This window comes from Streptomyces sp. NPDC048584 (assembly GCF_043199595.1).
Classification (GTDB): domain Bacteria; phylum Actinomycetota; class Actinomycetes; order Streptomycetales; family Streptomycetaceae; genus Streptomyces; species Streptomyces edwardsiae.
The window spans coordinates 55333-79920 of sequence record NZ_JBICWF010000022.1; the positions used below are offsets into that span (position 1 = coordinate 55333).

A 24588-nucleotide genomic window follows, 5' to 3' on the forward strand; every position below is an offset into this window, starting at 1 on the left:
GCCGGCCGGGATGTACCGGCGGGCGTTCGCCGTACCGCTCACACGGTGAACCGGACGGCCTCCAGCCAGACCTTCGGGTCCGTGGACCCGCCGAAGATCCAGCCCTGCGGCTGTTCGCACGCCAGCCCGCCCCAGCCGTGCTCGCCGAGCTTGTTGTTCTGGCAGACGTTGCCGGACTCGACACCGATGGTGAAGCCGCTGAGGTTCGGCGCGTTCGAGGCGGCGCTGCCGAGGGTCAGATCCGTTCCGTCGGCCGCGCCCGACCACGGGGTGGTCCAGCCGTCCTTCTGGACGAACTCGTTGCCGTTCACCCGCTTCGCGTCCGCGACCGCGATGTTGATGGCGGTGATCGGCCGCCCCGTGCCCTCGTGCCCCGCGGTGGCCCCGTCGCAGACGGGAGCCGTCCAGCCTGCGCCCTTCACATGGACCCGGTAGCAGATGTGCCGGCCGGGACTGGACGCGGCCATCCGCTGGACGGCGTACCCCGCGGTGTTCGGCGGCAGTTGGGGAGCCTTGTGCTCCTTCACCTGTGTCTCCGCCTTCTTCGTCTCCACCGGTTCCTTGCTGACCGGGGCCGAACTCACCACCGGAGCAGGCTTCTTCGCGACCGCGCTCGCCTTGGCGGACGGCTTCTCGGTCGAGGGCTCCGGGGTGGGCTCCGCCGGGGCGTAGTCGCCCTTCGGCACCTCCAGCGGCTCCTCCTCGAGCAGTGTGTCGGAGCCGGCGGCCACCGTCACGTCGTCCTTCTTCTGCCGCGAGTCGTCCGTCGCCCAGATCAGCAGCGGTACGGCGAGCAGGACGACGCCCGCGATGCCGGCGGCGGCGAGCAGGGGCTTCCTCGGGTTCCCGGACGGGGGCTCGTCCGCGCCGGCCCCGGCTGCGGCCGTGGCGCCGACTCCGTGGGCGGCCTCGGCATCCGTGGCGCTCCGGCTCTCGGCCTCCGGGCGCTCCTCGGCAGCGGCGGCGGAGGCGGCGGCCGTGGTCTCCGCTTCCCCGGTGGCGGGCTGCTCGGGGGCGGCGGTCCCGCTCTCGGGGGCCCGCTCGGGTTCCGGCTCGGCCGTACGCCGTGCCGCCGGGGCCAGCATCGGGCCCGGGTCGGCCGCCGCCGACCCGAGGGAGACGGCCCTGCGGACGGACGAACCGCCGGCCGCGCCGTCCGGCCCGTCGGGAGCGGGCGGCTTCTTCTCGCTTGCCATCGTTCTCCTCGGTCTGTGGGGAGTGTGGGGTGAGGGATGGTCGTACGCGCCCGGCTCAGCCGTCCTGGCCCACGGGCCCGGCGCAGCGCTCCGGCCACCGCGTGCCGTCGCCGGCGCGGAAGCCCTTGGCCAGCGCCTCTTCGAGATGCGTGCGGGCCTTGACGTCCAGCCCGGTCAGTTCCTCCGAACCGTCCATGTAGGCGGTCGCGTTGCCGGGGAGTTCACGCAGCAGTACGACGGACGGCCCCGTGGGCACGGTCCGTACCCCGAGGACGCGGAAGCCGGTCCCCGGCACGAAGACGATCTCCTCGCACGGCTCCGGGGAACCGCCCGGACGGTCGAGCAGTTGGCGCACCTTGCGCCCGGTGACGGACCAGATCGCATACCGTACGGACGCCCCGGAGGGCAGCGCGGAGGTCCCGGCGAGGGAGCTGACCGGGGCGGGGTCGTGCAGCAGCGTGCCGACGGCGGGCTCGGGTACGCCGGCGTCCCCGCCGCGCAGGGCGACGCCCCGGTACGACGGCAGCCGGCGCAGGGCGGACGCGAGACAGCCGCCATACGGCAGCAGGCGGCCCTCGCCGGTGTGCAGGTCGCGGATCAACTCGCGGTGGTGCAGGGGGCCTTCGTCGGCGGTGAGATAGGCGTGCGCGGCGATCAGATCGGTCCGCGCGGCGTCCAGCTCATGCCCGCGCAGGGCGGGCATCCGGGTGAGCACCCGGGAGACGGCGGCGGCATGCCCCTCCCAGTCCGCACCGGCAGCCTCCCGGAACGCGGCCCGTTCGGCGGCCCCGCTGACATGCCCGGGCACAAACGGAAGACCGACCCGCACGGTCCCGGCGCCGCCCCGGTCCTTCGCAACGGCCCCGGCCCCGGGCTCCGGATCAGCGACAACCCGGGCCGCCCGCGGAACCGGCCCAGAACCCTCGGCCCCACCGGCATCCAACGCCGATTCACCCCGCTCGCCGACGGACGGAGTCTTCGCGACAGGCGCGGAACCCTCCGACTCGTGGCCACCGGGCACCGGTCCGCCCTCCGGCTTCGGCTCAGCGGCCGCGTGGCCCGCGGAGACGGCCCGAACCGGCGCGCCGGGATCGGAGCCTTCCGGCTCGCCGGCTTCGGCTACCCACCCACCCGCCGGTCCCGGCCCGTCCCGCTCACCGGCGACCCGGGCCCTGGTGACAGGCTCGGAGCCCTCCGTCCCGCCCGCGTCCGGGGTGGTGGGGTCACCGGAGGGCCGGTCCGTGGCGGACTCCCCGGCGCCCGCTTCGCCACTCGCGGCGGCTCCCGTCACCACCCCGGGCCCGTCGTCATCGGCGTCGGCGCCGGTCGGTGCGGCCCCGCCCTCCCCGGACGGCGCCGCCAGGCCGACCGCGTCGGGATCCTCAGGTGTCTCCGCGGGCACGGCACGCCCGCCGCCGCGCTCTTCGGCAGCCCCGCCGACCGGGACGGAACCGGTCCCCGACGACACACGCACGGGCCGCCCCGGACCCCTCGCCACGGCAGCCCCACCACCGTGCGGCCGTTCCACGCGCACCGCAGGCGCCGGCGCCGAGGTCCCCGACCCGGCGACCGCCGGGTCACCGGCACCGCCCCCAACGGCCGATCCGGAAGCGGCGGTCGCTCCGACTTCCCGCACCGGCCGCCCGGGACCGCTCGCCGGGGCAGCGCGGCCACCATGGGCCCGTTCGGGACGCGCGGACGCCGGTTCACCGGAGCCGGCGCCCGGAGGGACACCGCCGGACTCGACGGCCGTACCGGAGACGGCCGTAGAAGGCAGGCCGACGACCGCCGCACCGGCCCCCTGGTCGGCTCCCCGGCGCGGTTCCGCGCCTGCCGTACCGGGCCGCACCATCGCACCGCCCGCTGTGGCCGTTCCGGGAGCCGGAGCCGTCCCCCTCCGCCCCGTCGCCGGTCCCGCGTGGGACGGCCGGACGGCGGTGACGTACCGGATGCCGGGGATGCCCTGTTCCGCCGCGAGGCGGCGGAGCGCTCCGTCGCCCGCCGGGAGCCGACCACGGACCAGCAGGGTGGTGCGGGAGCGGACGTCCGTGCCGAGGCCGCGCAGGAGCTGGGCCAGGGCGGGCAGCAGGGAACCGTCCAACGGCTGTCCCGGCATGCCCAGTTCGATGGCGCACACCTCCGGGTCCACGGCCGGTCCCACCGGACCGGGACGGGGTCCGTCCGGTGCCCACAGCGCGAGGCCGGCCCGGGTGACCGTCGCCTGCCAGCGGTCGGTCAGCCGTACCGTCCCCGGTTCGCTGCCGCCGAGTATCCAGTCGGGCGGGTGGAGCCCCACCGGCCGGGGCACGGGCGCCCGCCCGTCCGCGTCGACGGGCCCGCAGACCACGGACGACACGAAGGGCCGCCAGGTCGGCGCGCCCTCCCGCCCGACGAGCGTCGGCCGGGGCGGTGTTCCGGCGGGGGCGTGGTCGTCGAGGAGGGGCAGGCCGGTGAGGACCTCCACCTCCGCGCCCGTCAGGTCGGCGACCGACTGTCCGAGCCGCAGCAGATCGCGCCGGCCGCCGGGCGCGAGCCGGACGCGGGCGCGTTCCGCCGCCGGCAGCCCCTCGAGTACGGCGGCGACCTCGTCGGCGGCGACGTCCTCCGCGTGCGGGGCGCCCACCAGTACGGTGAGCCGCTCGAAGTCGACGGGCACGGAGTAGCACAGGTCGTCGGGGGCGGGCGCGGGTGCCTCGGCCGGGCGGATCACCACGCCCGCCGGAATACGGTCCACGACACAGCCCCCGCCCGTGTGTACGGGCACCCCGTCCAGCGCCTCCTCCCAGGCGGGCGCCGGGGCACGCCGGCCCAGCCTCCGGGGCTGCGCACCGGGCGCGAACCGCCACCAGGCGGACCCGGCTCCGGAGTCGCCGTGGGCGAAGAGCGTGCCTCCGGGCGTGATGAGAACGGCGCCGTCCGGCGCGGTCACCTCCAGTTCCCAGGCGTCCGCGATCCTGCGGGCGACGCCGGGCCGGTCCGGCCGGTCGTCACCGGCACCGGACATGACCAGCCGGACCTTGTCGGTGCCGCGATCCCGCAGGGAGTCCAGCAGCGCGCCCAGCCGGGCCCAGTGATCGGCGCCGGGAGCCGCGCCCCCGGAGCCGACGATCACCGTGACGACGTCCTCCTCCTCGCCGACGGCGCCCGCCACCTCGGCGACGACGTCCAGGGGGAAGGAGTCGTCCTCGACCGAGCGCACCAGCAGCACACCGTCGACGTCCTCGACCGGCGGGCCCCCGGCACCCCGGTTCACGGCCCCGCTCGCGCCGTCCCCCGGACCCGGCGCACCACGACGGCCCGTACCGGAACCGGACCTGCGCGCCCGGCCCGGCAGCACGGACGACCAGCGGCTCACGCGTCCGTCCCCCGCACCGGCTGAACGGCCTCGGTCACCACCGACGGAGCGGAAACGACGTCGGTGGTGACGGGGGACTCCCCCGCGCCGACGTCCCGCACCGCCTCGGGGTCCAGCAGCATGCTCACCGCCGCCGAGGGATTCAGATACAGCACATGCCCCTCCGGCACCCGCGCCAACAGATCTTCCACGCCGACGAGTTCGAAGGCGTAGCGCCCCGCCGTACGCAGGAACACCGACGAGGTGAACACCGGCACGACCGGCGTCCCGTCCGTCGCCGCCGCGCTGACCAGGCCGCCGCCCGGCGCGGTCAGCACCGCCACCTCGCGGCCCGCCAGCGCGGCCGGCACCGCCTCGCCGGGCCCGTATCCGGTGGAGGCCAGCTGGACGGCCCGGTCCACCTCGTCCTCGGGCTCGGGCCAGCCGAGCGTACGCGGGGAGGGACGGTAGTCGGGGTTGTCCTCCCACTCGACGATCTCCCCGTCGAGACCCGACCGCCACCGTCCGGTCATCGCCCAGTCCGGCGGCCTGCCCTCCCCGGACCACATCGGGTCGACCACCCCCAGCCAGTGGTCCGGGGCGAGACGGCCCGCCTCGCGGATGTCGTCCGGAACGGGCGGAAGCGTACGCGCCTCCTGCTGGCTCATCACTGTCCTCGTTCGGTGGATCGGGGCGCCGGCACGGTCGTCGCGAGGGCGTCCGGGCCGCCGTGGGGGCCGTCGCGCCACAGCAGCCGCCGGGCGGTGACGGCGTCCGTGACGAGACCGGTGAGCAGGCCCGATCTCAGTACGGCACGCACCGCCCCAGTCCCGCGCCCGCCTGTGGTGACGCCGATCAGCTCGTCGACGCCCCGCAGTTCGGCGGCGCCGACGGCGATGGTCCGGGCGGTGAACCCGGCAGGCAGGAACCGTCCGCCGTCGTCCAGGACATGCCCCGCCACCTCCGCGCACGCCCCCGCCTCCCGCAGCGTCTCCCGCTCGTGCTCGGACAGGGCGCCGTGGACCGTGGAGTGCGGTCCGTCCCACGCGCCGATGCCGACGACGGCCTTGGTGACCTGGCCGAACCGCTCCAGCGTCTCGGCGGTGGCGGGCTGGCTGCGCAGCACGGCGGCCGTCGCCGCGTCGGGCAGCAGGAACGGGGTGTGCAGCGGGAACGCCCGGCCGCCGGCCGCCGCGGCCGTACGGCGGACCGCGGTGATCGCGGCGTCATGGGCGAGGTCCCGCCCGTGCACGCCGGTGAGCTGGACGACGTCGCACAGCGGCAGCCGGGTGACCGCCTCGCTGAGCGCGTCCACAGCGTGGCTGCCGTCCAGCCCGAGGACGTCGCCCTCCTCGACGATGTCCGAGACCAGCCGGGCCGCCGCCGTACCGAGCCAGCGCCCGCTCTGCCGCTGGTCCCCCGTACCGCCGTCACCGCGCCCCAGGTCGACGACGATGCCGTGCCGGAGGCCGAACCGCTCGGTCAGCGCCCGTCCGAGCGGGACGTCGATCTCGGCGGGCACCGTGATGTCGATCCGCACGATGTCGTGGGCCACGGCCGCGTCCAGGAGACGGGCCACCTTGAACCGGCTGATGTCGAACTCCTTGGCGATCTCCACCTTCGACCGGTTCTCCAGATAGAAGCGCCGGGCGACGGCCGCGGCCAGGAGCGTGTCGATCGGGCCGGGTAACGCGGCCACCTCGGCCGGTTCGGCCATGTCGTCTCTCCGTGCTCTGATAGGACGTCACCTCGCGCCCCCGCGCTGATTAGTTCACCTGTGCGAGGTGAGCGGAACATGAAGAGAAGGCGACACGGGAGTGACACCGGGGCCCGAAGTGGCGACCGGGGCGGTACTTTCGGCCCGTCGAACGGGTCACGCGTGCTTGGGTGGGGAATGAACCATTCGACTCCCCTCCCCCCACCAGCACTTCATCAGGGAGCCCCATTGCTGCGCGGCATCGACGTGAGTGCGTACCAGTCGTCCTCGTACGACACCGACGGTCTGTCGTTCGTCTTCGTCAAGGCGACGGAGGGCCGTTCGTACACCAACCCCAGGCTCAAGGCCCAGACGAAGAGGGCCCGCGACGCCGAACTGGTCGTCGGCTTCTACCACTTCCTGTGGCCGGGCAATCTCACGGCGCAGGCCGAGTACTTCGTGAGCAAGGCACCCGAAAAGCGGGGCGACATCCTCGCGGTCGACTGGGAGACGACGGGCGAGGGCACCCGGGCGAGCAACGCGGAGAAGGACCGCTTCATCCGCAAGGTGAAGGAACTACGCCCGCACCACCGGGTGATCCTCTACTGCAACCGGGGCTTCTGGCTGAACGCGGACCGGACCTCCTACGACGGTGACGGCCTCTGGATCGCCGACTACGTCACCGCGGGCGAACCCCGTATCCGGGCGACGTGGCGTTTCCACCAGTACACCGACGACCCGCTGGACAAGAACGTCGCGGACTTCTCCAGCAGGTCGGCGCTGAGGGAATGGGCCGAAGGCACCTGAGGCCCGGGGGTGATCCAGCCCGGTCTAGCCCTGGAACTCCGGCTTGCGTTCCGGGGAGGCTTCCGTCAGGGCCTTGGCGACGGCCTCGGCGCCCCCGCGCAGGCCGTAGACCGGGGTGCCGGGCTGCTGGCGCCAGGAGTCGTCGATGCCGCCCGCGTCCACGGTGTCGAAGCCGAGCTCATCGATCAGGGCCCGCACCTTCCGCTTGGCGGCCTCGTCGTCACCGGCGACGGGCAGGGCCTGCCGGCCGGGCTCGCCGGCGGGGCGGTGGCGGTCCAGGATGTCCTGGGCGTACGTGCCGTTGAAGGCCTTGATCACGGGGTGGCCGAGCTGCCGTTCCGTCCAGCGGCTCTCGGTGACGCCCTCGTCCTCGATGCCGTCGATCCTGCCGTCGCGCTGCCGCGGGTAGTAGTTGCCGGTGTCGATGACGACCAGCCCCTCGGCGGCCCCGTCGAACAGACCGGACGGCAGATCCCGTACGGCCTTCAGCGGGACGGTGACGACGACGATCTCGGCGCCGCGTGCCGCGTCCTCGGCCCGTACGGGCGTCGCGCCGGTCTCCTCGGCCAGTTCCGTGAGCGTCTCGGGGCCGCGGGAATTGGCGACGGAGACGTCGTGGCCGAGTGCGGTGAGCCGCCGTGTGAGATTGCCCCCGATGTTGCCCGCCCCGATGATGCCGATCCTCATGTCCGCTCGCCTCGCCCTTCCGGGGATCGATGTCCGCTTCGGCTCCCGCCGGGAACCGCCATGGTGGGCATCAACCCCCGGAACGGACGGGCTATTCCGGGCCTACTTGTCCAGGTGCGTCCAGAACTCGTCGAAGGACAGGACCTTGTCACCGTTCAGGTCCTTGGACTTGATCACGGCCTCGGCGACCGACTCGGTGACGTTCCAGTCACCGCCCTGGGCGAGGGCGGTCTTGAACTCGGCAGCGGTGATGAATCCGTCCCCGTCCGTGTCGATCCGCTCGAACTGCTTGCGCGCTTCCTCGATGTCCGCCACCGGTCCGCCCCTCATCTCGTACTGTGCCGTCCTACTGACATAGATCAGGTTATCGGGCCACCTGGACCTCCAGTGCGGCGACCACCCACCGGAACTGCTCCTCGTACGCGGTGGGCGGTTCCAGACCGTTCATGACCGCGGACAGTTCGCGGTAGCGGGCGAGGCGTACGTTCGTCGCCGCCGCGAGGCGTTCCCGTACGGTGTCGGGGTCGGCGTTCCCGATCAGCTCGCGCAGCACCCGGGGGGCCCGGGGCGAGTCGGGCGCGATGCCGTCCCGGAGCGCCCCGCTCGCGAGCTGCACCAGCCGGCTCATGAGCCACAGGGAGGTGCCGGCGGGGACGTCCGGCCCCCGGTCCGCCGCGTTGAGCTCGATCATCCTGCGCATGTCGGCCCGGAACTCCGGGTCCTGGATCAGCTCGGCCAGTTCCACCCAGGCGTCGGCCTGCTCGGGGGTGGGGTCGTCGGGCAGGTTGCCGACGGCGAAGCGCAGGCGGCTACGGATGTCGGGGTCGGCGGTGTCGATGCCTTCGAAGACCTCGGCCATGAAGTCCTCGATGATCCGGCCGCGCTCGGCGGCCGACAGTCGTGCCAGTTTGTTCATGAGTGTCGTCTCCTCCGCGGTCGAGCCGCGGCGTGCCACGGTCGACAGCACAGCGCGGGTCAGCTTCAGTGACCGGATCTGGGCGTCCAGCGCGGCGACGTGCGCCGCCGCCACCCGTGCGACCGTCGTCTCGCCGGTCAGTACCCGGCGTACGTCGTCGAGGCCGAGGCCCAGTTCACGCAGGGTGCGGACCAGTTCCAGACGGGCGACGGATCCGGCGTCGTACAGCCGGTAGCCGCCCGAGGAGCGCGCCACCGGCGGCAGGGCGCCCTCGTCGGACCAGTAGCGGATGGTGCGCACGGACAGCCCGGTGGCCCGCGCGAGCGCGCCGATGGTGAGCAGCCCGGAGCTGTCGTCGGTCATGCCCTGGAGTCTGGGCCCTCCAGCGGGTGGAGACTCAAGGCGTACCTCGGGGCCGTCATCAACCGGGCCCGGCGGTCGGAACCCGCCGACAGCCGGTGCCCCACGGCGCGCGCCAGGTGCCGTCATCGGCAATGCCCCGACGTCCGGGCCCGTCGGCAGCCGGAGACTCGCGGCACGCTGTGAGCCCTCAGCGGTCGCTGACCCGCATCTCGAACCAGGTGGTCTTGCCGCGGGGCAGCAGGTCGACGCCCCAGCGGTCGGCGAGTTTGTCGACGAGGAAGAGGCCCCGGCCGCTGGTGTCGAGCTCCTGGACGGGCAGCAGACAGGGCAGTCCGCGGGACGGGTCGCGGACCTCGACGCGGATCCAGCCGCGCCGGTGGCGCATGCGCAGGCCGATGATCCGGGCGCCTGTGTGCCGTACGGCGTTGCCGACCAGTTCGGAGACGAGGAGGACGGCGTCCTCGGTGATCTTCGCGGAGAGGCCCCACTCGCGCAGGATCACGCTCTGGACGAGCCGTCGGGCGGTGGCGGCGGACTCGGGCCGGGACGCCAGCGGAACCTCCGCCTCCGTGGGGTTGCCGTACAACTCCAGCGCCTTCAGGGCGTGTTCGTCCTCGACCGTCGGCGACCAGCGCGACGCGGTCGCACGTCCGTCTCCCCGCGGCTGTTCCATGCCCTCCAGCCCCGCCATGCCCCCATCATGGCCGTCCACAGGGCCCCCGGGGGCCGTTCCGGGGGAATACGCCCCCCGTACGCCCCCGTCCGACGGAGGGCCACTGTCATATGCCGAAGGCATTTCGGAATCCCCGGGGCCACGTTCGACCTGGGGAAACGACTCGCTCTCAGGCAATCGACGGGCTCCCTCGACACGAACGGCTTAAGGGTGCACTAAGGCTCCCATAATCCGCCCCATCGAGGGACCCTCATCAGACATCGCGTCAATTGCAAGACCGGCGAGGAATTTTCACTGGAACTTCGCCTTGCCGGGCCCCTCCTCCACGAAGCTGCGCATGCCCCGCTCGCGGTCCTCGGTGGCGAACAGTCCGGCGAACCAGTTCCGCTCGACGGCGAGCCCGGTGTCGATGTCCGTCTCCAGCCCGGTGTCGATCGACTCCTTGGCCGCGCGGAGCGCGATCGCCGGTCCCTGGGCCAGCTTCGCGGCCCACGCGTGCGCCTGCTCGTACACCTCACCGGCGGGCACCACCCGGTCCACCAGGCCGAGCGCCAGCGCCTCGTCGGCGCGCACCTGGCGTCCGGTGAAGATGAGGTCCTTGGCCTTGGAGGGACCGATCAGCCGGGACAGCCGCTGGGTTCCGCCGGCGCCCGGGATCAGGCCCAGCAGGATCTCGGGCTGCCCGAGCTTGGCGTTCTCCCCGGCGATCCGATAGTCGGCACAGAGCGCCAGCTCACACCCTCCGCCGAGGGCGTACCCGGTGACGGCGGCCACGACGGGCTTGGGGATACGCGCCACGGCCGTGAAGGAGTCCTGAAGGGCACGGGCCCGCCCCACCATGGCCACATGGTCCATGGCCTGCATCTCCTTGATGTCCGCACCCGCCGCGAACACCTTCTCGCCCCCGTAGATCACCACGGCTCGCACGTCGTCCCGCCGGGCCGCCTCCTCGGCAAGCTCCTTCAACCGGTCCTGCGTGGCGACGTCCAGCGCGTTCATCGGCGGCCGCGCCAGCCGCAGCGTCCCGACGCCCTCGGCAACTTCCAGATGTACGGTCATGCCCCGCAGGTTAGCGGGCGTTCACATCCGGGGGTACCACGGGTGGGGATCGCGAGCCGGGGGCCGGACCGCTCCGACGCGTGGAGCCGCTCGGCCGTGAGCCGCCCTCGCGCGGGGACAGCGGATCGCGGAACGCCTCGCGTCACGCCTCGGCGGCACCGGCTCCCCCCGCTCGTGCGGCCCCACCCGCCAGCCCCGGGATCAGTACCGCCGCCACCGCCAGGTGCATCAGGGCGAGCGAGGTCCGCGTGCCGGCGTCCATGCCGTCGCCGGTCAGCGGGAGGAAGGACAACGCCAGGACCGCGCAGGCGGTCACCGTCCAGATCGTGCGGGCCCGGCGGATGCCGGAGCGTTCCAGGGTGGCCAGCAGGGCCCAGGCGGAGAGGGATGCGAGCAGGGCCACGACCGCTGTCGGGGCGGCGCCCAGATCGAGGGTCTCCTCGCCGTCGGTGATGTGCGGGTGGTGGCCCAGCAGGGGGTCCGTGGTCAGCCACACCAGGAGCGGGGCCAGGACGGCCAGGACCGTGACCGTGAGGCGGCGTTTCCGGGTGGTCATTCGGTGTTCTCCGAGAGCGCGCCGTGCAGGAAGACGTCCACCAGTTCCCCCGGGGTCAGGTCGGGTTCGTCGTCCGTGCGGGGCTGGACGAAGAGCAGGCCGAAGAAGAGGGCCGCGATCTGCTCCGGGGGGCGGCGCAGGGAGGACCGCTCGGGCTCGAGGAGGTCCGCCAGGGCCGTACGGATGCGGGCCGTGGACTCCTCGCGGCCCGCCCCGCGCACCGTGCCGGGGTGCTTGCCGCCGCGATGGCCCAGGGAGCCCATGATCGCGCCCATCCTGGACATGTGCGCCTGCAGCGCCTCGGCCGCCTCGGCGAGCCGGTCGGGCAGTGGCTGGGACACGTCGATCGCGTCGAGTTCGCGGACCGCGTGCTCGGGGGAGAGCGCCTCGGCGACGCAGGCCCCCAGCAGCTCGTCCTTGTCGGCGAAGACGCGGAAGATCGTGCCCTCCCCGATGCCGGCGGCGCGGGCGATCTTCGCGGTCGTCACGGCGGCGCCGTACTCGGTGATCAGCGGGATCGCGGTCTGGATGATCATTTCGCGGCGCCGTTCCGGCGACATGCCGGGGGCGCGGCGGCGGGTGGTCGGGTTCTCGCTGGGTTCCGTCATGACCGCGAGCATACGGAGTGAGTACTCACTCCGTCAATGAGTGAGTACTCACTCCGGCCTGGGAGCAAAAAGACGGCGGGGCCGTCACCGGCCCCGCCGTCACCGTTCGGGCACGCACCGAGTGCCCCGGGCGCTTACGCCTTCCACTTCTCCCAGGACATGTTCCAGCCGTTCAGGCCGTTGTCCGGGGCGATGGTGGCGTCGTCGGAGTTCTTGACCTCCACCACGTCGCCGAGCATCGAGTTGTTGAAGAACCAGGCGGCCGGCGCGCCCTTGTCCCAGCCGCCGCGGACATCGCGCAGACCGATGCAGCCATGACTGGCGTTGCGGTTGCCGAAGGCGTCGCCGCCCCAGTAGTTGCCGTGGATGAAGGTGCCGGAGGTGGACAGGCGCATGGCGTGCGGGACGTCCTTGATGTCGTACTCGCCGCCGTAGCCGACCGTCTCACCGTTCATCCGGGTGACCGACAGCCGCTCGCTGATGACCATCTTGCCGTTCCAGGTCTCATAGCCGGGCGCACCGGTGGTGACCGGGATGGTCTTGACGACCTTGCCGTCCCGCTGGACCTTCATCGTGAGCTTCTTGGCGTCGACGACGGTGACCTGCTCGCGGCCGATGGTGAAGGAGACCTTCTTGGTCTGCTTCCCGTAGACGCCGTCGCGGCCCTCGACGCCGTCGAGGTTGAGGTCGACGGTGACCTTGGTGCCGGCCTTCCAGTACTTTTCGGGCCGGAAGTCGAGGCGGTCGTTGCCGAACCAGTGGCCCGCGACCTCGACGGCCGGCTCGGTGGTGATGCTGATGGCCTTCTCGACGTCCTCCGGGTTGGTGATGCCCCGGGTGAAGCGGAGCGAGAACGGCATGCCGACGCCGACCTTCGAGCCGTCCTCCGGAGTGAAGGTGCCGACGAAGGTGTTCTTCGGGGTCAGCGTGGTGAAGCTGGAGTCCTCGGCCGCCGTACGGCCCTCGGAGTCCTTGGCGACCGCGTGCACCGTGTACTTGGTGGAGGCGGCCAGATGGGTGGACGGCGTCCAGGAGGCGCCGTCCCCGGCCAACTCGCCGTCGATCTTCTTGCCGTCCGGGTTCTTGACGACGACCTCGGTCAGCTTGCCCTTCGTCGCGCTCACCTTCAGCGCGCCGCTGGTCCCTACGGACTTCGCGCCGTCCTCGGGCGCGATGGCGACGACGGCCTCGGACTGCTTGCTCTGCGCGGCGGTGGCGTCCTTGCCCTTGTTCTTGCCGTCGCCCGAGCCGCTGCCCGCGTCCGACCCTCCGCCGCAGGCGGTGACCGCCAGCATCAGGCCGAGTGCCAGCGCCGCCAGCCTCCGTCCGCCGCGACCCCTGGCGCCAGCCGGCGCCGCCCCCGATATGGGTCCCACGTTCACTTGTTACTCCCCTCGGCGGGCCTGGCCGGACCCGCGCCCCCGCGCGCCCCACGCGCGCTCGGCGCATAGTAACCACAGGCCAGGGACGTTGGAGGCGACGGCTTTGTCACCGTTCCGTTGCAAGTTCAACGGCCCGCCGGAGGAGTCACTTCACCGCGGTGCCCGCCTTCCACCGCGTCCAGTTCATGTTCCATCCACCAAGACCGTTGTCCGGGGCGACCGTACGGTCCTGACTGTTGACCACCTCGACGACGTCGCCGACGAGGCTGCGGTCGAAGAACCAGCCCGCCGGGGTGTCCGCCCCGCCGCCCTTCACATCGCGCAGCCCCACACAGCCGTGGCTGACGTTGGAGCCTCCGAACACCCCGGTGTCGGCCCAGTAGTTGCCGTGCAGGAAGGTGCCGGAACCGGTCAGCCGGATGGCGTGCGGGACATCGGGGATGTCGTACTCGCCGCCGAAACCGACCGTGCGGCCGTTCATACGGGTGACCTCGAGCATCTCGGTGATCACCATCAGGCCGTTGTACGTCGGTGTCTTCCGCGCGCCCGCCGTGACCGGCACGGTGGCCAGCAGCTCCCCGTCCCGGTGCACCCGCATGGTGTGTTCGGCGGCGTCGACCACCGACACCTGACTGCGGCCGACGGTGAACGTGAACGTGCGCCGCTGGAGCCCGTACACGCCGGGCGCTCCCTCGACATCGCGCAGGTTCAGGGTGACGGTGACCTCGGTGCCGGGCTTCCAGTACCGCTCGGGGCGGAAGTCGAGCCGGGTGCCGCCGAACCAGTGCGGGCGGATCTCGACCGCCGGGCGGGCGGTGACGCGGACGGCGCGTTCGACGGCCGCGCGGTGCACGATCCGCCGGTTGAACTCCAGGGAGACGATCATGCCGGTGCCGACGGTGGTGCGGTCCTCGGGAACGACGTAGCCGATGAAGCGTTCCTCCGGGACATACGTGGTGAAGGTGGTGCGGCGGGCGGAGCGACGGCCGGAGCCGTCCACGGCGACCGCGTCGACGGTGTACCTCGCGGCGAGCGCCAGCCGTTCCTCGTCGGGCCGCCAGGTCAGCCCGTCGCCGGAGATCCGCCCCGGGACCCGCGACTCGTGGGCGTCCTGCGACACGAGGACCTTCACCGACTCCAGCCGCCCGTCCGGCACCCGCACCCGGAGCCCGGAGCCCGGGCGTACGTCCTCGCTGCCGTCGCCGGGCGTCACCCGGATGACGTCCTCGGCGGCCGGGGGCCCGAACGCCCCGCCGACGGCGCCGTCCGGGGTGCAGCCGGCGGCTCCGGTCAGCAGTCCTGCCCATGTCACTACGGCTGCCAGCGCGGCCCTCGCGCGCCGTGCGCGCCCTTGTACGTACCTCACGGGGTGACCAACGACGGGCGTCGCCTCCGGGAAACGACCATGCCGCCCCCGGGGAAACGTGAGTGCGAGGCACCCTCTGGGCAGAACTGAGGGAGGACGACGCGCCGGGGAGCCGCGGCCGGAGCCGAGGGAAAGGGCCGTACACCCCTTGTCCGCACGTCGTCCCCCACGAGCCGCGGGAGGCTGACAGGTGTCCAGCGCAGCCGAGCAGGAGGCGGTGGCCGCGGAGCGGGCCACCGGGGACGGGCGCCCGGCCGCCGTCGTGAACGGCGTGCGGCCGGCGCCGCCCGTGCCCACGGTGCCGGTGCGGCCGGGCCGGCCGACGCCGCTGGGCGCCCGGTTCCGGGTCGGCCCGGACGGGGTGGCGGGGACCAACTTTGCGTTGTGGGCGGGCGGGGCGGAGGGGGTCGAGCTGTGTCTGTTCGACGAGCGGGGCCGGGAGCGCAGGGCCCGGCTGACCGAACTCACGCACGAGATCTGGCACGGCTTCGTACCGGACGTACTGCCCGGACAGCGGTACGGCTACCGGGTGCACGGCCGCTGGGACCCGTGGACGGGCGCCCGCTGGAACCCGGCGAAGCTGCTCCTCGACCCGTACGCCCGCGCCGTGGACGGAGACTTCGCGCTGCCGCCGGAGGTGTACGGGCATGTCCGCGACTGGCCCGAGCAGCATGTCGCGGACACCGTGCGCGACGACCGGGACTCGGCGCCGTACGTCCCCAAGGGTGTGGTCGTCCACGATGACGACGACTGGGCGGACGACCGCCGGCCGAAGACGCCCTGGGCGGACTCGGTGATCTACGAGCTGCACGTCAAGGGGTTCACGCGCCGCCACCCCGGCATCCCCGAGGAGCTGCGCGGCACGTACGCCGGTCTCGCCCACCCGGCGGCGGTCGAGCATCTGGTGAGGCTGGGCGTCACGGCCGTGGAGCTGCTGCCGGTGCACCAGTTCGCGCACGAGGACCATCTGCTGCGGCGCGGCCTGCGCGACTACTGGGGCTACAACTCCATCGGCTACTTCGCCCCGCACGCCGGCTACGCGGCCTTCGGGACGAGGGGGCAGCAGGTCGGCGAGTTCAAGCGGATGGTGCGCGCCCTGCACGCGGCCGGGATCGAGGTGATCCTCGACGTGGTCTACAACCACACCGCGGAGGCGGGCGAGCTGGGGCCCACGCTCTCCCTGAAGGGCGTCGACAACCGCGGCTACTACCGTCTCCAGCCCGACGCCCGCCGGTACGCCGACTACACGGGCTGCGGCAACACCCTGCACGTCGTCCAGCCGCACGTACTGCGCCTGATCACGGACTCCCTGCGCTACTGGGTGACGGAGATGGGCGTCGACGGTTTCCGCTTCGACCTGGCGGCGGCGCTGGCCCGCTCCATGCACGACGTCGACATGCTCTCCCCGTTCCTCGCGGTGATCGCGCAGGACCCGGTGCTGCGCCGGGTGAAGCTGATCGCGGAACCGTGGGACGTGGGGTCCGGGGGCTACCAGGTGGGCGCGTTCCCTCCCCTGTGGACGGAGTGGAACGACCGCTACCGCGACACCGTGCGGGACTTCTGGCGCCACGCGCTGCCGGACGTACGGGAGATGGGCTACCGCCTGTCCGGCTCCAGCGACCTGTACGCCTGGGGCGGCCGGCGGCCGTACGCCTCGGTCAACTTCGTCACCGCGCACGACGGCTTCACCCTGCGCGACCTCGTGTCGTACGGCCGCAAGCACAACGAGGCGAACGGCGAGGGCAATCGGGACGGCACCGACGACAACCGCGCCTGGAACTGCGGTGTGGAGGGGGAGACGGACGACGAGGCCGTACGGGCGCTACGACGGCGGCAGTTGCGGAACCTGCTGACCACGCTGCTGCTGTCGACGGGCGTGCCGATGCTGGTCGCGGGCGACGAGCTGGGCCGTACCCAGCGCGGCAACAACAACGCCTACTGCCAGGACAACGAGATCGGCTGGGTGGACTGGACCCTGCTCGAAGACCCGGACTGGCGGCCCCTGTTCGAGCTCACCTCACGTCTGATCGCCCTGCGCCACCACCATCCGGTACTGCGCCGCCGGGCGTTCTTCTCCGGCCGCGCGCACTCCGCGGACGGGCTGCGCGACCTGGCCTGGTTCACCCCGCGCGGCACGGAGATGACCGAGGGCGACTGGTACGCGCCGGCCGCCACGCTCGGCATGTACCTCTCCGGGCGGGACATCCCGGGGCGCGACGAGCACGGGGAACCGGTTCTGGACGACAGTTTCCTGACCGTCCTGCACGCCGGGGAGGACCCGGTGGAGTTCGAACTCCCGGGCCCGCCGTGGGCGGAGCGGTACGAGGTGGTCGTCGACACCGGGCGGGAGGAGCAGTCGGACTCCCCCGGCGTGGAACACCCGGCGGGGACGCCGGTCACCGTGCCGGGGAGGACGGTGCTGCTGCTGCGGGTGCGGGGCTGAGCGGGTCGGCCGGCCTCAGCCGAGGATGCCCCGGTCGTAGCCGACGGCGACCGCCGCCGCGCGGTCGTTGACGCCGAGTTTGCCGTACACGTGGGTGAGGTGCGTCTTCACGGTCGCCTCGCTGATGAACAGCTCGCGGGCGATCTCCTTGTTGGAGGTGCCGCGCGCGACCAGTGCGAGCACCTCCCGCTCACGGGCGGAGAGGGGCTCGTTGCCGGGGGCCCTGGGGGTGCGGACGGCGGAGACCAGGCGGGAGGCGACGGCCGGGGAGAGGACCGTACGGCCCTCCGCCGCCGCGCGGACCGCGCCGAACAGCTCCTCGCGCGGCGCGTCCTTGAGGAGATAGCCGGTCGCGCCGGCCTCGATCGCCGGGATCGTGTCGGAGTCGGTGTCGTACGTGGTGAGCACGAGGACCTTGGCGCGGGCGCCGCGCCGGGACAGTTCCCTGATGGCGTCGACGCCGCCCCCGCCGGGCATCCGCAGGTCCATGAGGATCACGTCGGGGTCCAGGACGGCGGCCCGCTCCAGCGCCTCGGCGCCGTTCGCCGCCTCGCCGAGGACCCGGAAGCCGGGCGCGGAGTCGAACATGCCGCGCAGTCCGTCGCGCACGACGGGGTGATCGTCGACGACGAGGAGGGTGATCACGGCGTCGGGGGCCGTGGCGTCAGCGGTCATCGCGGACCAACGGTACGCGAGCCGACACGGCGGTGCCGTGACCGGGTTCGGCCTCGACGGTGAGGGTGCCGGCGACGCGTTCGGCGCGGGCCCGCATGCCGTCGAGGCCGAACCCGCCGCCGGGCGTGCGCCGCGGTGCGGTCAGCGGGTCGAAGCCCCGGCCGTCGTCGCGGATGTCCAGGGTGACCTCGTCGCCCATGTAGGAGAGGGTGACGCCGACACGGCCGGCGGCGGCGTGCCGGGCCGTGTTGGACAGGGCCTCCTCGGCGATGCGCAGCAGTGTGGCGGCGACCTCGTCGTGGAGCGGCTCGGCGGTGCCGGTGACGGTGAACCGGGGCCGGACGCCGGTACGTCCGCTCCACGCCGTCACCGTCTTCTCCAGCGCGTCCGGCAGGGTGTCGTCGGCCAGCGCGGCCGGCGCGAGGTTGTGCACGGAGCGGCGTGCCTCGCCGAGGCTGTGCCGGGCCAGGGCCATGGCCCGGTCCAGGTGGGCGCGCCCGAGGCCGGGGTCCGGGGTGGCGGCCACGACCTGGAGCTGGGCGATGATGCCGGTCAGGCCCTGGGCGAGGGTGTCGTGGATCTCGGCGGCGAGGCGTCTGCGCTCGTCGGCGACGCCGGCCTCGCGGGCCTGGACGAGAAGCTGGGCGTGCAGTGCGGCGTTCTCGTCGAGGGCCTGCTGCAACGCTGTGTTGGTGCGCTCCAGTTCGGTGATGGTCCGGACCCGGGCGCGGTTGCGGGCCGCCTCCGTGTCGGCGAGGCGGGCGAACACCACGAGCAGGACGACGTTGACCGCGAGGATCGCGCCGAAGAGCACCCAGCCCGGCTCGTCGTCCGGGGGCAGCCCGCCCGACTGGGAGCCCGCGATGGTCACCGCCGTGAGGAACAGTCCCGGTGTGACCAGCCGGGGCGGCAGCAGCCGGTCGGCCCCGAAGTAGCCGGCGTACGCGTAGAAGCCGAACAGCGGGTTGAGCCAGGTCAGGACGAACGTGATGGCGCAGCGCGCGAAGTAGAGGCAGCCGCTCACCGGGGTCGGCCCCGGCCGGCCGCGGGCCGCCCCTGCCCACCACGCCTGCAGACCGGCCGCGACAGCGACCAGGGGGCCGGCGACGTACCACTGGCCGGCCGTCATGCCGACCAGGCCGGTGCCTGCGGCGGCGACGGCCGTGCCGACGGCGAGCAGACCGAACGGTCCCCACTGGTGGAACGCCGTCCACTGGCGTTCGACGGTGCCCGGCTCGGTCATCGGGCCAGTGTCGGCCATCGGCGCGCTCATTCCCAGCGGAAGCGGCGCGCGGCCGCCGAGGTGAGCACCACCGTCCACCCCACCAGGACCGCCAGGTGGGACCAGCCGGGCCAGTCGCCGGCCGCGGCCTCGTTCAGGGCCTGTGCGGCGGCCCCGAACGGGGTCCAGCCGACGATGTCGGCCAGCAGGTCCGGCATGGCCTGCACCGGCAGCCAGACGCCGGCGCAGAACATCGCCGGGAACAGCGCGGCCGAGCCGACCGCGCCGGCCATCTTCGTGGTGCGGGACAGGGCGGAGAGCAAGGCACCCAGGGAGAGCGTGGCGAGCAGGGCGAGGAGCAGCGCCAGAAGGTAGCCGAAGGGCTGTTCGGGCAGCCGTACGCCATAGGCGAGCCGGCCGACCGTGAGCGCGAGCAGCGCCGAGAGCAGGGCGGCCCCGCCGCACAGCACCATCTGCGCGGACAGCAGCGCGGCCGGGCGCACCGGCGTGGCGGACATCCGGCGCAGGATGCCCCGCTCCCGGTAGCCGGTGAGGACCTGCGGCATGCCCTGCAGCCCGCCGACGGTCAGCCCCAGCAGGACGGCCACCGGTACGTAGGCGTCGACCGGGCGCAGTCCGCCGTAGGAGGGGTCGGCCTCGCGGAAGGACGGGATACAGCCGAGGATCACCAGCAGCAGGGTCGGGAACACCAGCATCCAGAACAGGGCGCCTGGTTCGCGCCGGAACAGGCTCAGTTCGGTCTTCAGTACGGCGGTGTCGAGGACGTCGGTGGTCATGCGGTGGCCTCCGTGAGGTCCAGGAAGGCGTCGTCCAGCGTGGTGTCGGTGACCCGGAGCTGGTGGGCGGTGACGCGGGTGCGGGCGAGCAGGGTGATGACGGCGTTGACCGTCTCGTCCGTGCCGGACAGGGTCACGCGGCCGTCCCTGAACGCGGCGGAGGAGAGGTCGGGCAGGGCCCGCAGATCCGTCTCGTCCAGCGGCTCGGACGGCGTGAAGCTGATGACGGTGGCGCCCGCCGAACGGCGGATCAGCCCGGCGGGGGTGTCCAGCGCGGCGACCCGGCCCCGGTCGATGACCGCGATCCGGTCGCAGAGCCGTTGCGCCTCCTCCATGAAGTGAGTGACGAGGAGGACGGTGACACCACCCGCGCGGATGTCCTCGATGAGCTCCCAGGTGTCGCGCCGGGCACGCGGGTCGAGGCCGGTGGTCAGCTCGTCCAGCACCACGACGCGCGGATCGCCGATCAGGGCGAGCGCGATGAACAGGCGCTGCTTCTGGCCGCCGGAGAGCCTGCCGAACCGGGTGGTCAGCTTCGGGGCGAGGCCGAGGCGTTCGGCCAGCGGGCGCCAGTCGGCGGGCCGCGGATAGAAGGAGGCGTACAGCTCCAGCGCCTCGCGGACGGTGAGCTTGGGCTGGAGTTCGCTCTGCTGCAGCTGGGCGCCGAGGAGGCGGGCGACCTCCTCGTGGTCGGCGACGGGGTCGAGGCCGGCCACCCGGACACGGCCGGCGTCGGGCACGCGCAGGCCCTCGACGCACTCGACGGTGGTGGTCTTGCCGGCGCCGTTCGGGCCGAGGATGCCGAAGATCTCGCCCTCCTCGACGGTGAAGGTGACCCCGTCGACGGCCGCACGGCCTCCGTAGGACTTGCGCAGATCGGTGACGTCGATGACGGACATGGCCCCAGCGTCGCCGCGCGGGGGCCACCGGCACATCGGCCGGTGCGCTCGAACGCCCATCCGCCGATCGGTTGACACGGGCGTACGACTTCGCCGTAGGCGCAGGTCGTAGGACCAGGGGCGGAGGGTGGTCCGGCCAAAACTCGGTGGGCAGTGTCAGTGGCGAACCGTAGGCTCGCTGCTGATGCCCACTACACCTTCTCCCCCGGAACCCCGCTCCGCCGTGCGTACGCTGCTCCGCCTGTGGCCGTACGTCAGGCCGGTGCGGGCGCGGTTGTTCACCGCCGCGTTCATCGCGATCCTCGCCTCCTGCATCGGGCTGGTCATCCCGCTCGTCCTGAAGTGGATGGTGGACGGGCCGATCGCCGACCGGGATCCGGCGGGGGTCTGGCTGGGCGCGCTGTACCTGCTGCTGCTCGGGCTGGCGGAGGCGCTGCTGTTCGGGTTCCGGCGGTGGCTGGTGGCGCGTCCGCTGTCGCGTGTCGAGGCGGAGATGCGGGCGGGGCTGTACCGGCATCTGCAGCGGCTGCCGGTCGCCTTCCACGACCGGTGGCCGTCGGGGCAGCTGCTGTCGCGGGCCACCACGGATCTGATGCTGCTGCGGATGTTCCTGGCGTTTCCGTTGACGTTCCTGCTGGTCAACGCCGTGACGATCCTCGTGGGCGTGATCATCATGCTGATCCAGGACTGGACGCTGGGGCTGGTCATCCTGATCCCCGCCGTGCCGGTGCTGATCACGTGCGTGGTGTTCGAGAAGCGGTACTCGGGCGCGGCGCGGCTGGCGCAGGACCAGGTGGGTGACCTCACGACGGTGGTCGAGGAGGGTGTCCTCGGCATCCGGATCATCAAGGGCTTCGGGCGGCACCGGAGCCAGGCGCTGGCGTTCCGGGAGCTGTCGGGGAAGCTGCGGGGGACGGAACTGTACAAGGCGCGGCTGCTGGCGACGATCCTGGGCGTCATAGTGACGCTGCCGGAACTCGCCATCGGGGCGGCGCTGGTGCTGGGCGCGGTGCAGGTGGCGGACGGCGACCTCTCCGCCGGCACGCTGGTCGCGTTCCTCTCCACAGCCCTGGCCCTCCGCTGGCCGGTCGACTCCATCGGCTTCCTGCTGGCGATGAGCCAGGAAGCGGCCACGGCCACGGAACGCTACTTCGAGGTGCTGGACGCCAGCCCCGAAACCCAGCCACAGCCTGCGGCAACTTCCCAGCATGCCTCCGCCACTGCGGGCAGAGAGGGCGGGCACAGCCAGGAGGGCCGGAACAGCCAGGAAGGCCAGCAGGGCCAGGGCGGTCTGGCTTTTCACGGTGTCACCTTCCGTTACCCGGACGCGCCCTCCGACACCACCCCGGTACTCGACCGCATCGACCTCCACATCCACCCCGGCGAGTCCCTCGCCCTCGTCGGTGCCACCGGCAGTGGCAAGACCACCCTCACCGCCCTCGTCCCCCGCCTGCACGAGGTCACCGAAGGCCGCATCACCCTCAACGGCACGGACATCACCGAGATGTCCCGCGAGGAACTCCGCTCCCGCGTCGCCGTCGCCTTCGAGGAGCCGACCCTCTTCTCGGCCAGCGTCGGCGAGAACGTACTGATGGGCGGCGGCACCACCGACGAAGACCTGGAACGCGCCCTCACCGTGGCCCAGGCGGACTTCGCCCACGCCCTCCCCCACGGCACGAACACCCAGGTCGGCGAACAGGGCCTGACTCTCTCCGGCGGCCAGCGCCAACGCCTCGCCCTGGCCAGAGCGGTCGTCGGCCGCCCCGACTTCCTGGTCCTCGACGACCCCCTCTCGGCCCTGGACGTACACACCGAGGCCGCCGTGGAAGCCGCGCTGCGCAGGGTCCTCGCGGACACCACCGCCCTCATCGTGGCCCACCGCCCCTCCACGGTCCTCCTCGCCGACCGCGTGGCTCTTCTCTCCGGCGGCAGGATCACCGCGATCGGCACCCACCACGAACTGCTGCGCGGCAACCCCGAGTACGCGCACCTGATGTCCGGCGACCCCGCGGGAACCCAGGAGGACGACGAGCGATGACGGCGACCACCACCGCCCCCGCCCGGGACGAGGACGACGACGACCTGACCCGGCCGTCCGACGACCCCTTCGACCAGGACCGGTTGCCGGCTCCCCCGGGCGCCACCGGCGTACTGCTGCGTTCCCTGCTCTCCCCCATGCGGGGCAGGGTCGCCGTCACCGCCCTCCTGCTGCTGCTCCAGCAGGCCGCCGTGCAGGCGGGCCCGCTGCTGGTGGCGTACGCCATCGACCGAGCCGTACCGGCGTTCCGCGAGAACGACAACGGCCCGCTGATCGCCGTGGCGGTGGGCTATCTGCTGTGCGCGGTGTCCGCCGGCGGGCTCCAGTACGCGTTCGTCAACGCCTCCGCCCGGGTCAGCCAGGACGTCCTGCTCGATCTGCGCGGCCGTATCTTCCGGCACGCGCAGGCGCTCAGCGTCGACTTCCACGAGCGCTACACCTCGGGCCGTCTCATCTCCCGCTCCACCACCGACGTCGAGTCGCTGCGGGAACTCCTGGAGGAGGGCCTCCAGGAGCTCGTGATGGTGATCCTGTCCGCCGTCTACATCTCGGTGCTGCTGCTCTGGCTGGACCTCGGCCTCGGCGCCGTCGCGGTGGCGTCGTTCGTACCGCTGTATCTGCTCGTACGGTCGTATCAGCGACGGGCGGGACGGGTGTACCGGAAGCGGTCGACGGCCATCGCGGCGGTGATCGTGAAGTTCGTCGAGACGATGAACGGCATCCGTCCGGTGCGCGCCTTCCGCCGCGAGGCGGCGAACGACGCCGACTTCGCGGTGCTGAACCGGCGGCATGAGCGGACCAACGGCGACGCGCTGCTTGAGATGGCCCGCTATGTGGTCGGCTCCCGGATCACCGCGAACACCACGGTCGCGCTGATCGTGCTGTGGGGCGCCTACCGGGTGGCGGACGACACCCTCGAACTGGGCGTACTGGCGGCGGCGGTCCTCTACCTCCGCCGCCTCTACGACCCGATCGACCGGCTCGGCATGTTCCTCAACTCCTACCAGTCGGCGGCCGCCTCCCTGGAGAAGATCGCCGGTCTGCTGGCCCAGAACCCGTCCGTGCCCGAACCGTCCACCCCGCGCGAACTGCCCGCCCGGCGCTCCGAACTCCCCGGCCGCGAGGTCGTCTTCGACGACGTCCGGTTCGCGTACCGCACGGGCGGCGAGGTGCTGCCCAGCTTCGGCCTCACGCTCCCGGCCGGGCAGACCGTCGCGGTCGTCGGCTCGACCGGCGCGGGCAAGTCGACGCTGGCGAAGCTGCTCGCCCGCTTCTACGACCCCACCGACGGCCGGGTGCTGCTCGACGGCGTGGACCTGCTCGACGTCACGGGACGCGATCTGCGGCGCGAGGTGGTGATGGTGACACAGGAGGCGTTCCTGTTCTCCGGCACGATCGCCGAGAACATCTCGATCGGACGGCCGGACGCCACCCGCGCGGAGATCGAGCAGGCGGCGAAGGAGATCGGCGCGCACGACTTCATCGCCGCCCTCCCCGACGGCTATGACACCGACGTACGCAAGCGGGGCGGTCGTATCTCGGCCGGTCAGCGCCAACTGGTCTCCTTCGCCCGGGCATTGCTGGCGGACCCGGCGGTCCTCATCCTCGACGAGGCGACCAGTTCCCTGGACGTCCCCGGCGAACGGGCGGTGCAGCGGGCGATGGCGACGGTGCTGAAGGGGCGTACGGCGGTGGTGATCGCGCACCGGCTGTCGACCGTGGAGATCGCCGACCGGGTCCTGGTGATGGAGCACGGACGGATCGTGGAGGACGGCAGCCCGGCCGAACTCATCGCCGGGACGGGCAGGTTCGCCGACCTGCACCGCGCCTGGCGGGACAGTCTGGCGTAGCGGCGACGGACGACAGGGGAG

The 24588-nt window shown here is 72.8% G+C and carries 21 protein-coding genes; 4 read left to right on the forward strand and 17 right to left on the reverse strand.

Annotation, left to right across the window (positions count from 1 at the left end; translation table 11 throughout):
• Window positions 1-38: 38 nt before the first annotated feature.
• Genes ACGFR9_RS33880 through ACGFR9_RS33895 form a run of 4 tightly spaced genes read right to left on the reverse strand, consistent with a single transcriptional unit; the run spans window position 39 to window position 6247 of the window.
• Window positions 39-1196, reverse strand: a complete 1158-nt coding sequence (locus ACGFR9_RS33880; RefSeq protein ID WP_393216508.1) for a hypothetical protein — start codon at window positions 1194-1196, stop codon at window positions 39-41.
• 55 nt (window positions 1197-1251) lie between these two features.
• A complete protein-coding gene (locus tag ACGFR9_RS33885) occupies window positions 1252-4551 on the reverse strand; it encodes a hypothetical protein (protein WP_393216510.1) in 3300 nt (1099 codons plus the stop codon).
• Window positions 4548-5198: a type VII secretion system-associated protein gene (locus ACGFR9_RS33890; protein ID WP_393216512.1), complete on the reverse strand. Its 651-nt coding sequence runs from the start codon at window positions 5196-5198 to the stop codon at window positions 4548-4550. Before ACGFR9_RS33890 ends, ACGFR9_RS33885 begins: the two co-directional genes overlap by 4 nt.
• Window positions 5198-6247 (reverse strand): sugar-binding transcriptional regulator, encoded by a 1050-nt coding sequence (locus ACGFR9_RS33895; RefSeq protein WP_393216514.1) that lies wholly within the window; start codon window positions 6245-6247, stop codon window positions 5198-5200. The genes ACGFR9_RS33890 and ACGFR9_RS33895 overlap by 1 nt, the downstream gene beginning before the upstream one ends.
• 228 nt (window positions 6248-6475) lie before the next feature.
• Between ACGFR9_RS33895 and ACGFR9_RS33900 the strand changes: the two genes are divergently transcribed.
• Window positions 6476-7033 carry a glycoside hydrolase family 25 protein gene (locus ACGFR9_RS33900; protein WP_393216516.1) on the forward strand — a complete coding sequence of 186 codons (558 nt, stop codon included), beginning with the start codon at window positions 6476-6478 and terminating at the stop codon, window positions 7031-7033.
• Between the two features lie 24 nt (window positions 7034-7057).
• Here the strand turns inward: ACGFR9_RS33900 and ACGFR9_RS33905 are convergent, their stop codons facing one another.
• The 9 genes from ACGFR9_RS33905 to ACGFR9_RS33945 all read right to left on the reverse strand — a co-directional run bounded on the left by ACGFR9_RS33905 (window position 7058) and on the right by ACGFR9_RS33945 (window position 14643).
• Window positions 7058-7747, reverse strand: a complete 690-nt coding sequence (locus tag ACGFR9_RS33905; RefSeq protein ID WP_393216563.1) for an NADPH-dependent F420 reductase — start codon at window positions 7745-7747, stop codon at window positions 7058-7060.
• Window positions 7748-7822: 75 nt separating this feature from the next.
• Complete coding sequence (locus tag ACGFR9_RS33910) at window positions 7823-8035, reverse strand: EF-hand domain-containing protein (protein WP_393216518.1); 213 nt, start codon at window positions 8033-8035, stop codon at window positions 7823-7825.
• A gap of 49 nt (window positions 8036-8084) precedes the next feature.
• A complete protein-coding gene (locus ACGFR9_RS33915; protein ID WP_393216520.1) occupies window positions 8085-8999 on the reverse strand; it encodes a MerR family transcriptional regulator in 915 nt (304 codons plus the stop codon).
• Window positions 9000-9186: 187 nt separating this feature from the next.
• Window positions 9187-9795 carry an ATP-binding protein gene (locus ACGFR9_RS33920; protein WP_393216522.1) on the reverse strand — a complete coding sequence of 203 codons (609 nt, stop codon included), beginning with the start codon at window positions 9793-9795 and terminating at the stop codon, window positions 9187-9189.
• Window positions 9796-9963: 168 nt separating this feature from the next.
• Window positions 9964-10731 (reverse strand): enoyl-CoA hydratase/isomerase family protein, encoded by a 768-nt coding sequence (locus tag ACGFR9_RS33925; protein WP_393216524.1) that lies wholly within the window; start codon window positions 10729-10731, stop codon window positions 9964-9966.
• A 142-nt stretch (window positions 10732-10873) separates the two neighbouring features.
• On the reverse strand, window positions 10874-11287 hold the full coding sequence (locus tag ACGFR9_RS33930; protein ID WP_393216526.1) for a DUF6069 family protein: 414 nt from the start codon (window positions 11285-11287) through the stop codon (window positions 10874-10876).
• Complete coding sequence (locus tag ACGFR9_RS33935) at window positions 11284-11895, reverse strand: TetR/AcrR family transcriptional regulator (protein ID WP_393216528.1); 612 nt, start codon at window positions 11893-11895, stop codon at window positions 11284-11286. Before ACGFR9_RS33935 ends, ACGFR9_RS33930 begins: the two co-directional genes overlap by 4 nt.
• 134 nt (window positions 11896-12029) lie before the next feature.
• Entirely contained in the window at window positions 12030-13277 is a 1248-nt protein-coding gene (locus ACGFR9_RS33940) for an Ig-like domain-containing protein (RefSeq protein WP_393216530.1), read from the reverse strand.
• 145 nt (window positions 13278-13422) lie between these two features.
• Window positions 13423-14643: an Ig-like domain-containing protein gene (locus tag ACGFR9_RS33945; protein ID WP_393216532.1), complete on the reverse strand. Its 1221-nt coding sequence runs from the start codon at window positions 14641-14643 to the stop codon at window positions 13423-13425.
• 190 nt (window positions 14644-14833) lie between these two features.
• On the opposite strand from ACGFR9_RS33945, the gene glgX reads away from it, so the two are divergent.
• The gene (gene glgX / locus ACGFR9_RS33950; RefSeq protein ID WP_393216534.1) at window positions 14834-17086 is read left to right on the forward strand and encodes a glycogen debranching protein GlgX; all 2253 of its coding nucleotides are present in this window, start codon (window positions 14834-14836) and stop codon (window positions 17084-17086) included.
• Window positions 17087-17101: 15 nt separating this feature from the next.
• Here glgX and ACGFR9_RS33955 read toward each other — a convergent pair whose 3' ends face one another.
• The 4 genes from ACGFR9_RS33955 to ACGFR9_RS33970 are packed head-to-tail and all read right to left on the reverse strand — an operon-like array spanning window position 17102 to window position 20679.
• Window positions 17102-17761 (reverse strand): response regulator, encoded by a 660-nt coding sequence (locus tag ACGFR9_RS33955; protein WP_393216536.1) that lies wholly within the window; start codon window positions 17759-17761, stop codon window positions 17102-17104.
• Window positions 17751-19022 carry a sensor histidine kinase gene (locus ACGFR9_RS33960; protein WP_393216538.1) on the reverse strand — a complete coding sequence of 424 codons (1272 nt, stop codon included), beginning with the start codon at window positions 19020-19022 and terminating at the stop codon, window positions 17751-17753. The genes ACGFR9_RS33955 and ACGFR9_RS33960 overlap by 11 nt, the downstream gene beginning before the upstream one ends.
• An 8-nt stretch (window positions 19023-19030) precedes the next feature.
• Complete coding sequence (locus tag ACGFR9_RS33965) at window positions 19031-19780, reverse strand: ABC transporter permease (RefSeq protein ID WP_393216540.1); 750 nt, start codon at window positions 19778-19780, stop codon at window positions 19031-19033.
• Complete coding sequence (locus tag ACGFR9_RS33970) at window positions 19777-20679, reverse strand: ABC transporter ATP-binding protein (RefSeq protein WP_393216542.1); 903 nt, start codon at window positions 20677-20679, stop codon at window positions 19777-19779. Before ACGFR9_RS33970 ends, ACGFR9_RS33965 begins: the two co-directional genes overlap by 4 nt.
• A gap of 184 nt (window positions 20680-20863) precedes the next feature.
• Between ACGFR9_RS33970 and ACGFR9_RS33975 the strand changes: the two genes are divergently transcribed.
• Complete coding sequence (locus ACGFR9_RS33975) at window positions 20864-22717, forward strand: ABC transporter ATP-binding protein (RefSeq protein WP_393216544.1); 1854 nt, start codon at window positions 20864-20866, stop codon at window positions 22715-22717.
• Window positions 22714-24567, forward strand: coding sequence for an ABC transporter ATP-binding protein (locus ACGFR9_RS33980; protein WP_393216546.1), 1854 nt, complete (start codon window positions 22714-22716; stop codon window positions 24565-24567). Before ACGFR9_RS33975 ends, ACGFR9_RS33980 begins: the two co-directional genes overlap by 4 nt.
• Window positions 24568-24588 lie beyond the last annotated feature (21 nt).

Bases quoted from the DNA above. Each gene is read 5' to 3' on its own strand.
- ACGFR9_RS33980 (WP_393216546.1), top strand. From the start codon at position 22,714: ATGACGGCGACCACCACCGCCCCCGCCCGGGACGAGGACGACGACGAC.
- ACGFR9_RS33975 (WP_393216544.1), top strand. From the start codon at position 20,864: ATGCCCACTACACCTTCTCCCCCGGAACCCCGCTCCGCCGTGCGTACG.
- ACGFR9_RS33970 (WP_393216542.1), bottom strand. From the start codon at position 20,679: ATGTCCGTCATCGACGTCACCGATCTGCGCAAGTCCTACGGAGGCCGT.
- ACGFR9_RS33895 (WP_393216514.1), bottom strand. From the start codon at position 6,247: ATGGCCGAACCGGCCGAGGTGGCCGCGTTACCCGGCCCGATCGACACG.
- ACGFR9_RS33930 (WP_393216526.1), bottom strand. From the start codon at position 11,287: ATGACCACCCGGAAACGCCGCCTCACGGTCACGGTCCTGGCCGTCCTG.
- ACGFR9_RS33925 (WP_393216524.1), bottom strand. From the start codon at position 10,731: ATGACCGTACATCTGGAAGTTGCCGAGGGCGTCGGGACGCTGCGGCTG.
- ACGFR9_RS33935 (WP_393216528.1), bottom strand. From the start codon at position 11,895: ATGACGGAACCCAGCGAGAACCCGACCACCCGCCGCCGCGCCCCCGGC.
- ACGFR9_RS33965 (WP_393216540.1), bottom strand. From the start codon at position 19,780: ATGACCACCGACGTCCTCGACACCGCCGTACTGAAGACCGAACTGAGC.
- ACGFR9_RS33955 (WP_393216536.1), bottom strand. From the start codon at position 17,761: ATGACCGCTGACGCCACGGCCCCCGACGCCGTGATCACCCTCCTCGTC.
- ACGFR9_RS33915 (WP_393216520.1), bottom strand. From the start codon at position 8,999: ATGACCGACGACAGCTCCGGGCTGCTCACCATCGGCGCGCTCGCGCGG.
- ACGFR9_RS33880 (WP_393216508.1), bottom strand. From the start codon at position 1,196: ATGGCAAGCGAGAAGAAGCCGCCCGCTCCCGACGGGCCGGACGGCGCG.
- ACGFR9_RS33890 (WP_393216512.1), bottom strand. From the start codon at position 5,198: ATGAGCCAGCAGGAGGCGCGTACGCTTCCGCCCGTTCCGGACGACATC.
- ACGFR9_RS33920 (WP_393216522.1), bottom strand. From the start codon at position 9,795: ATGCCTTCGGCATATGACAGTGGCCCTCCGTCGGACGGGGGCGTACGG.
- ACGFR9_RS33960 (WP_393216538.1), bottom strand. From the start codon at position 19,022: ATGGCCGACACTGGCCCGATGACCGAGCCGGGCACCGTCGAACGCCAG.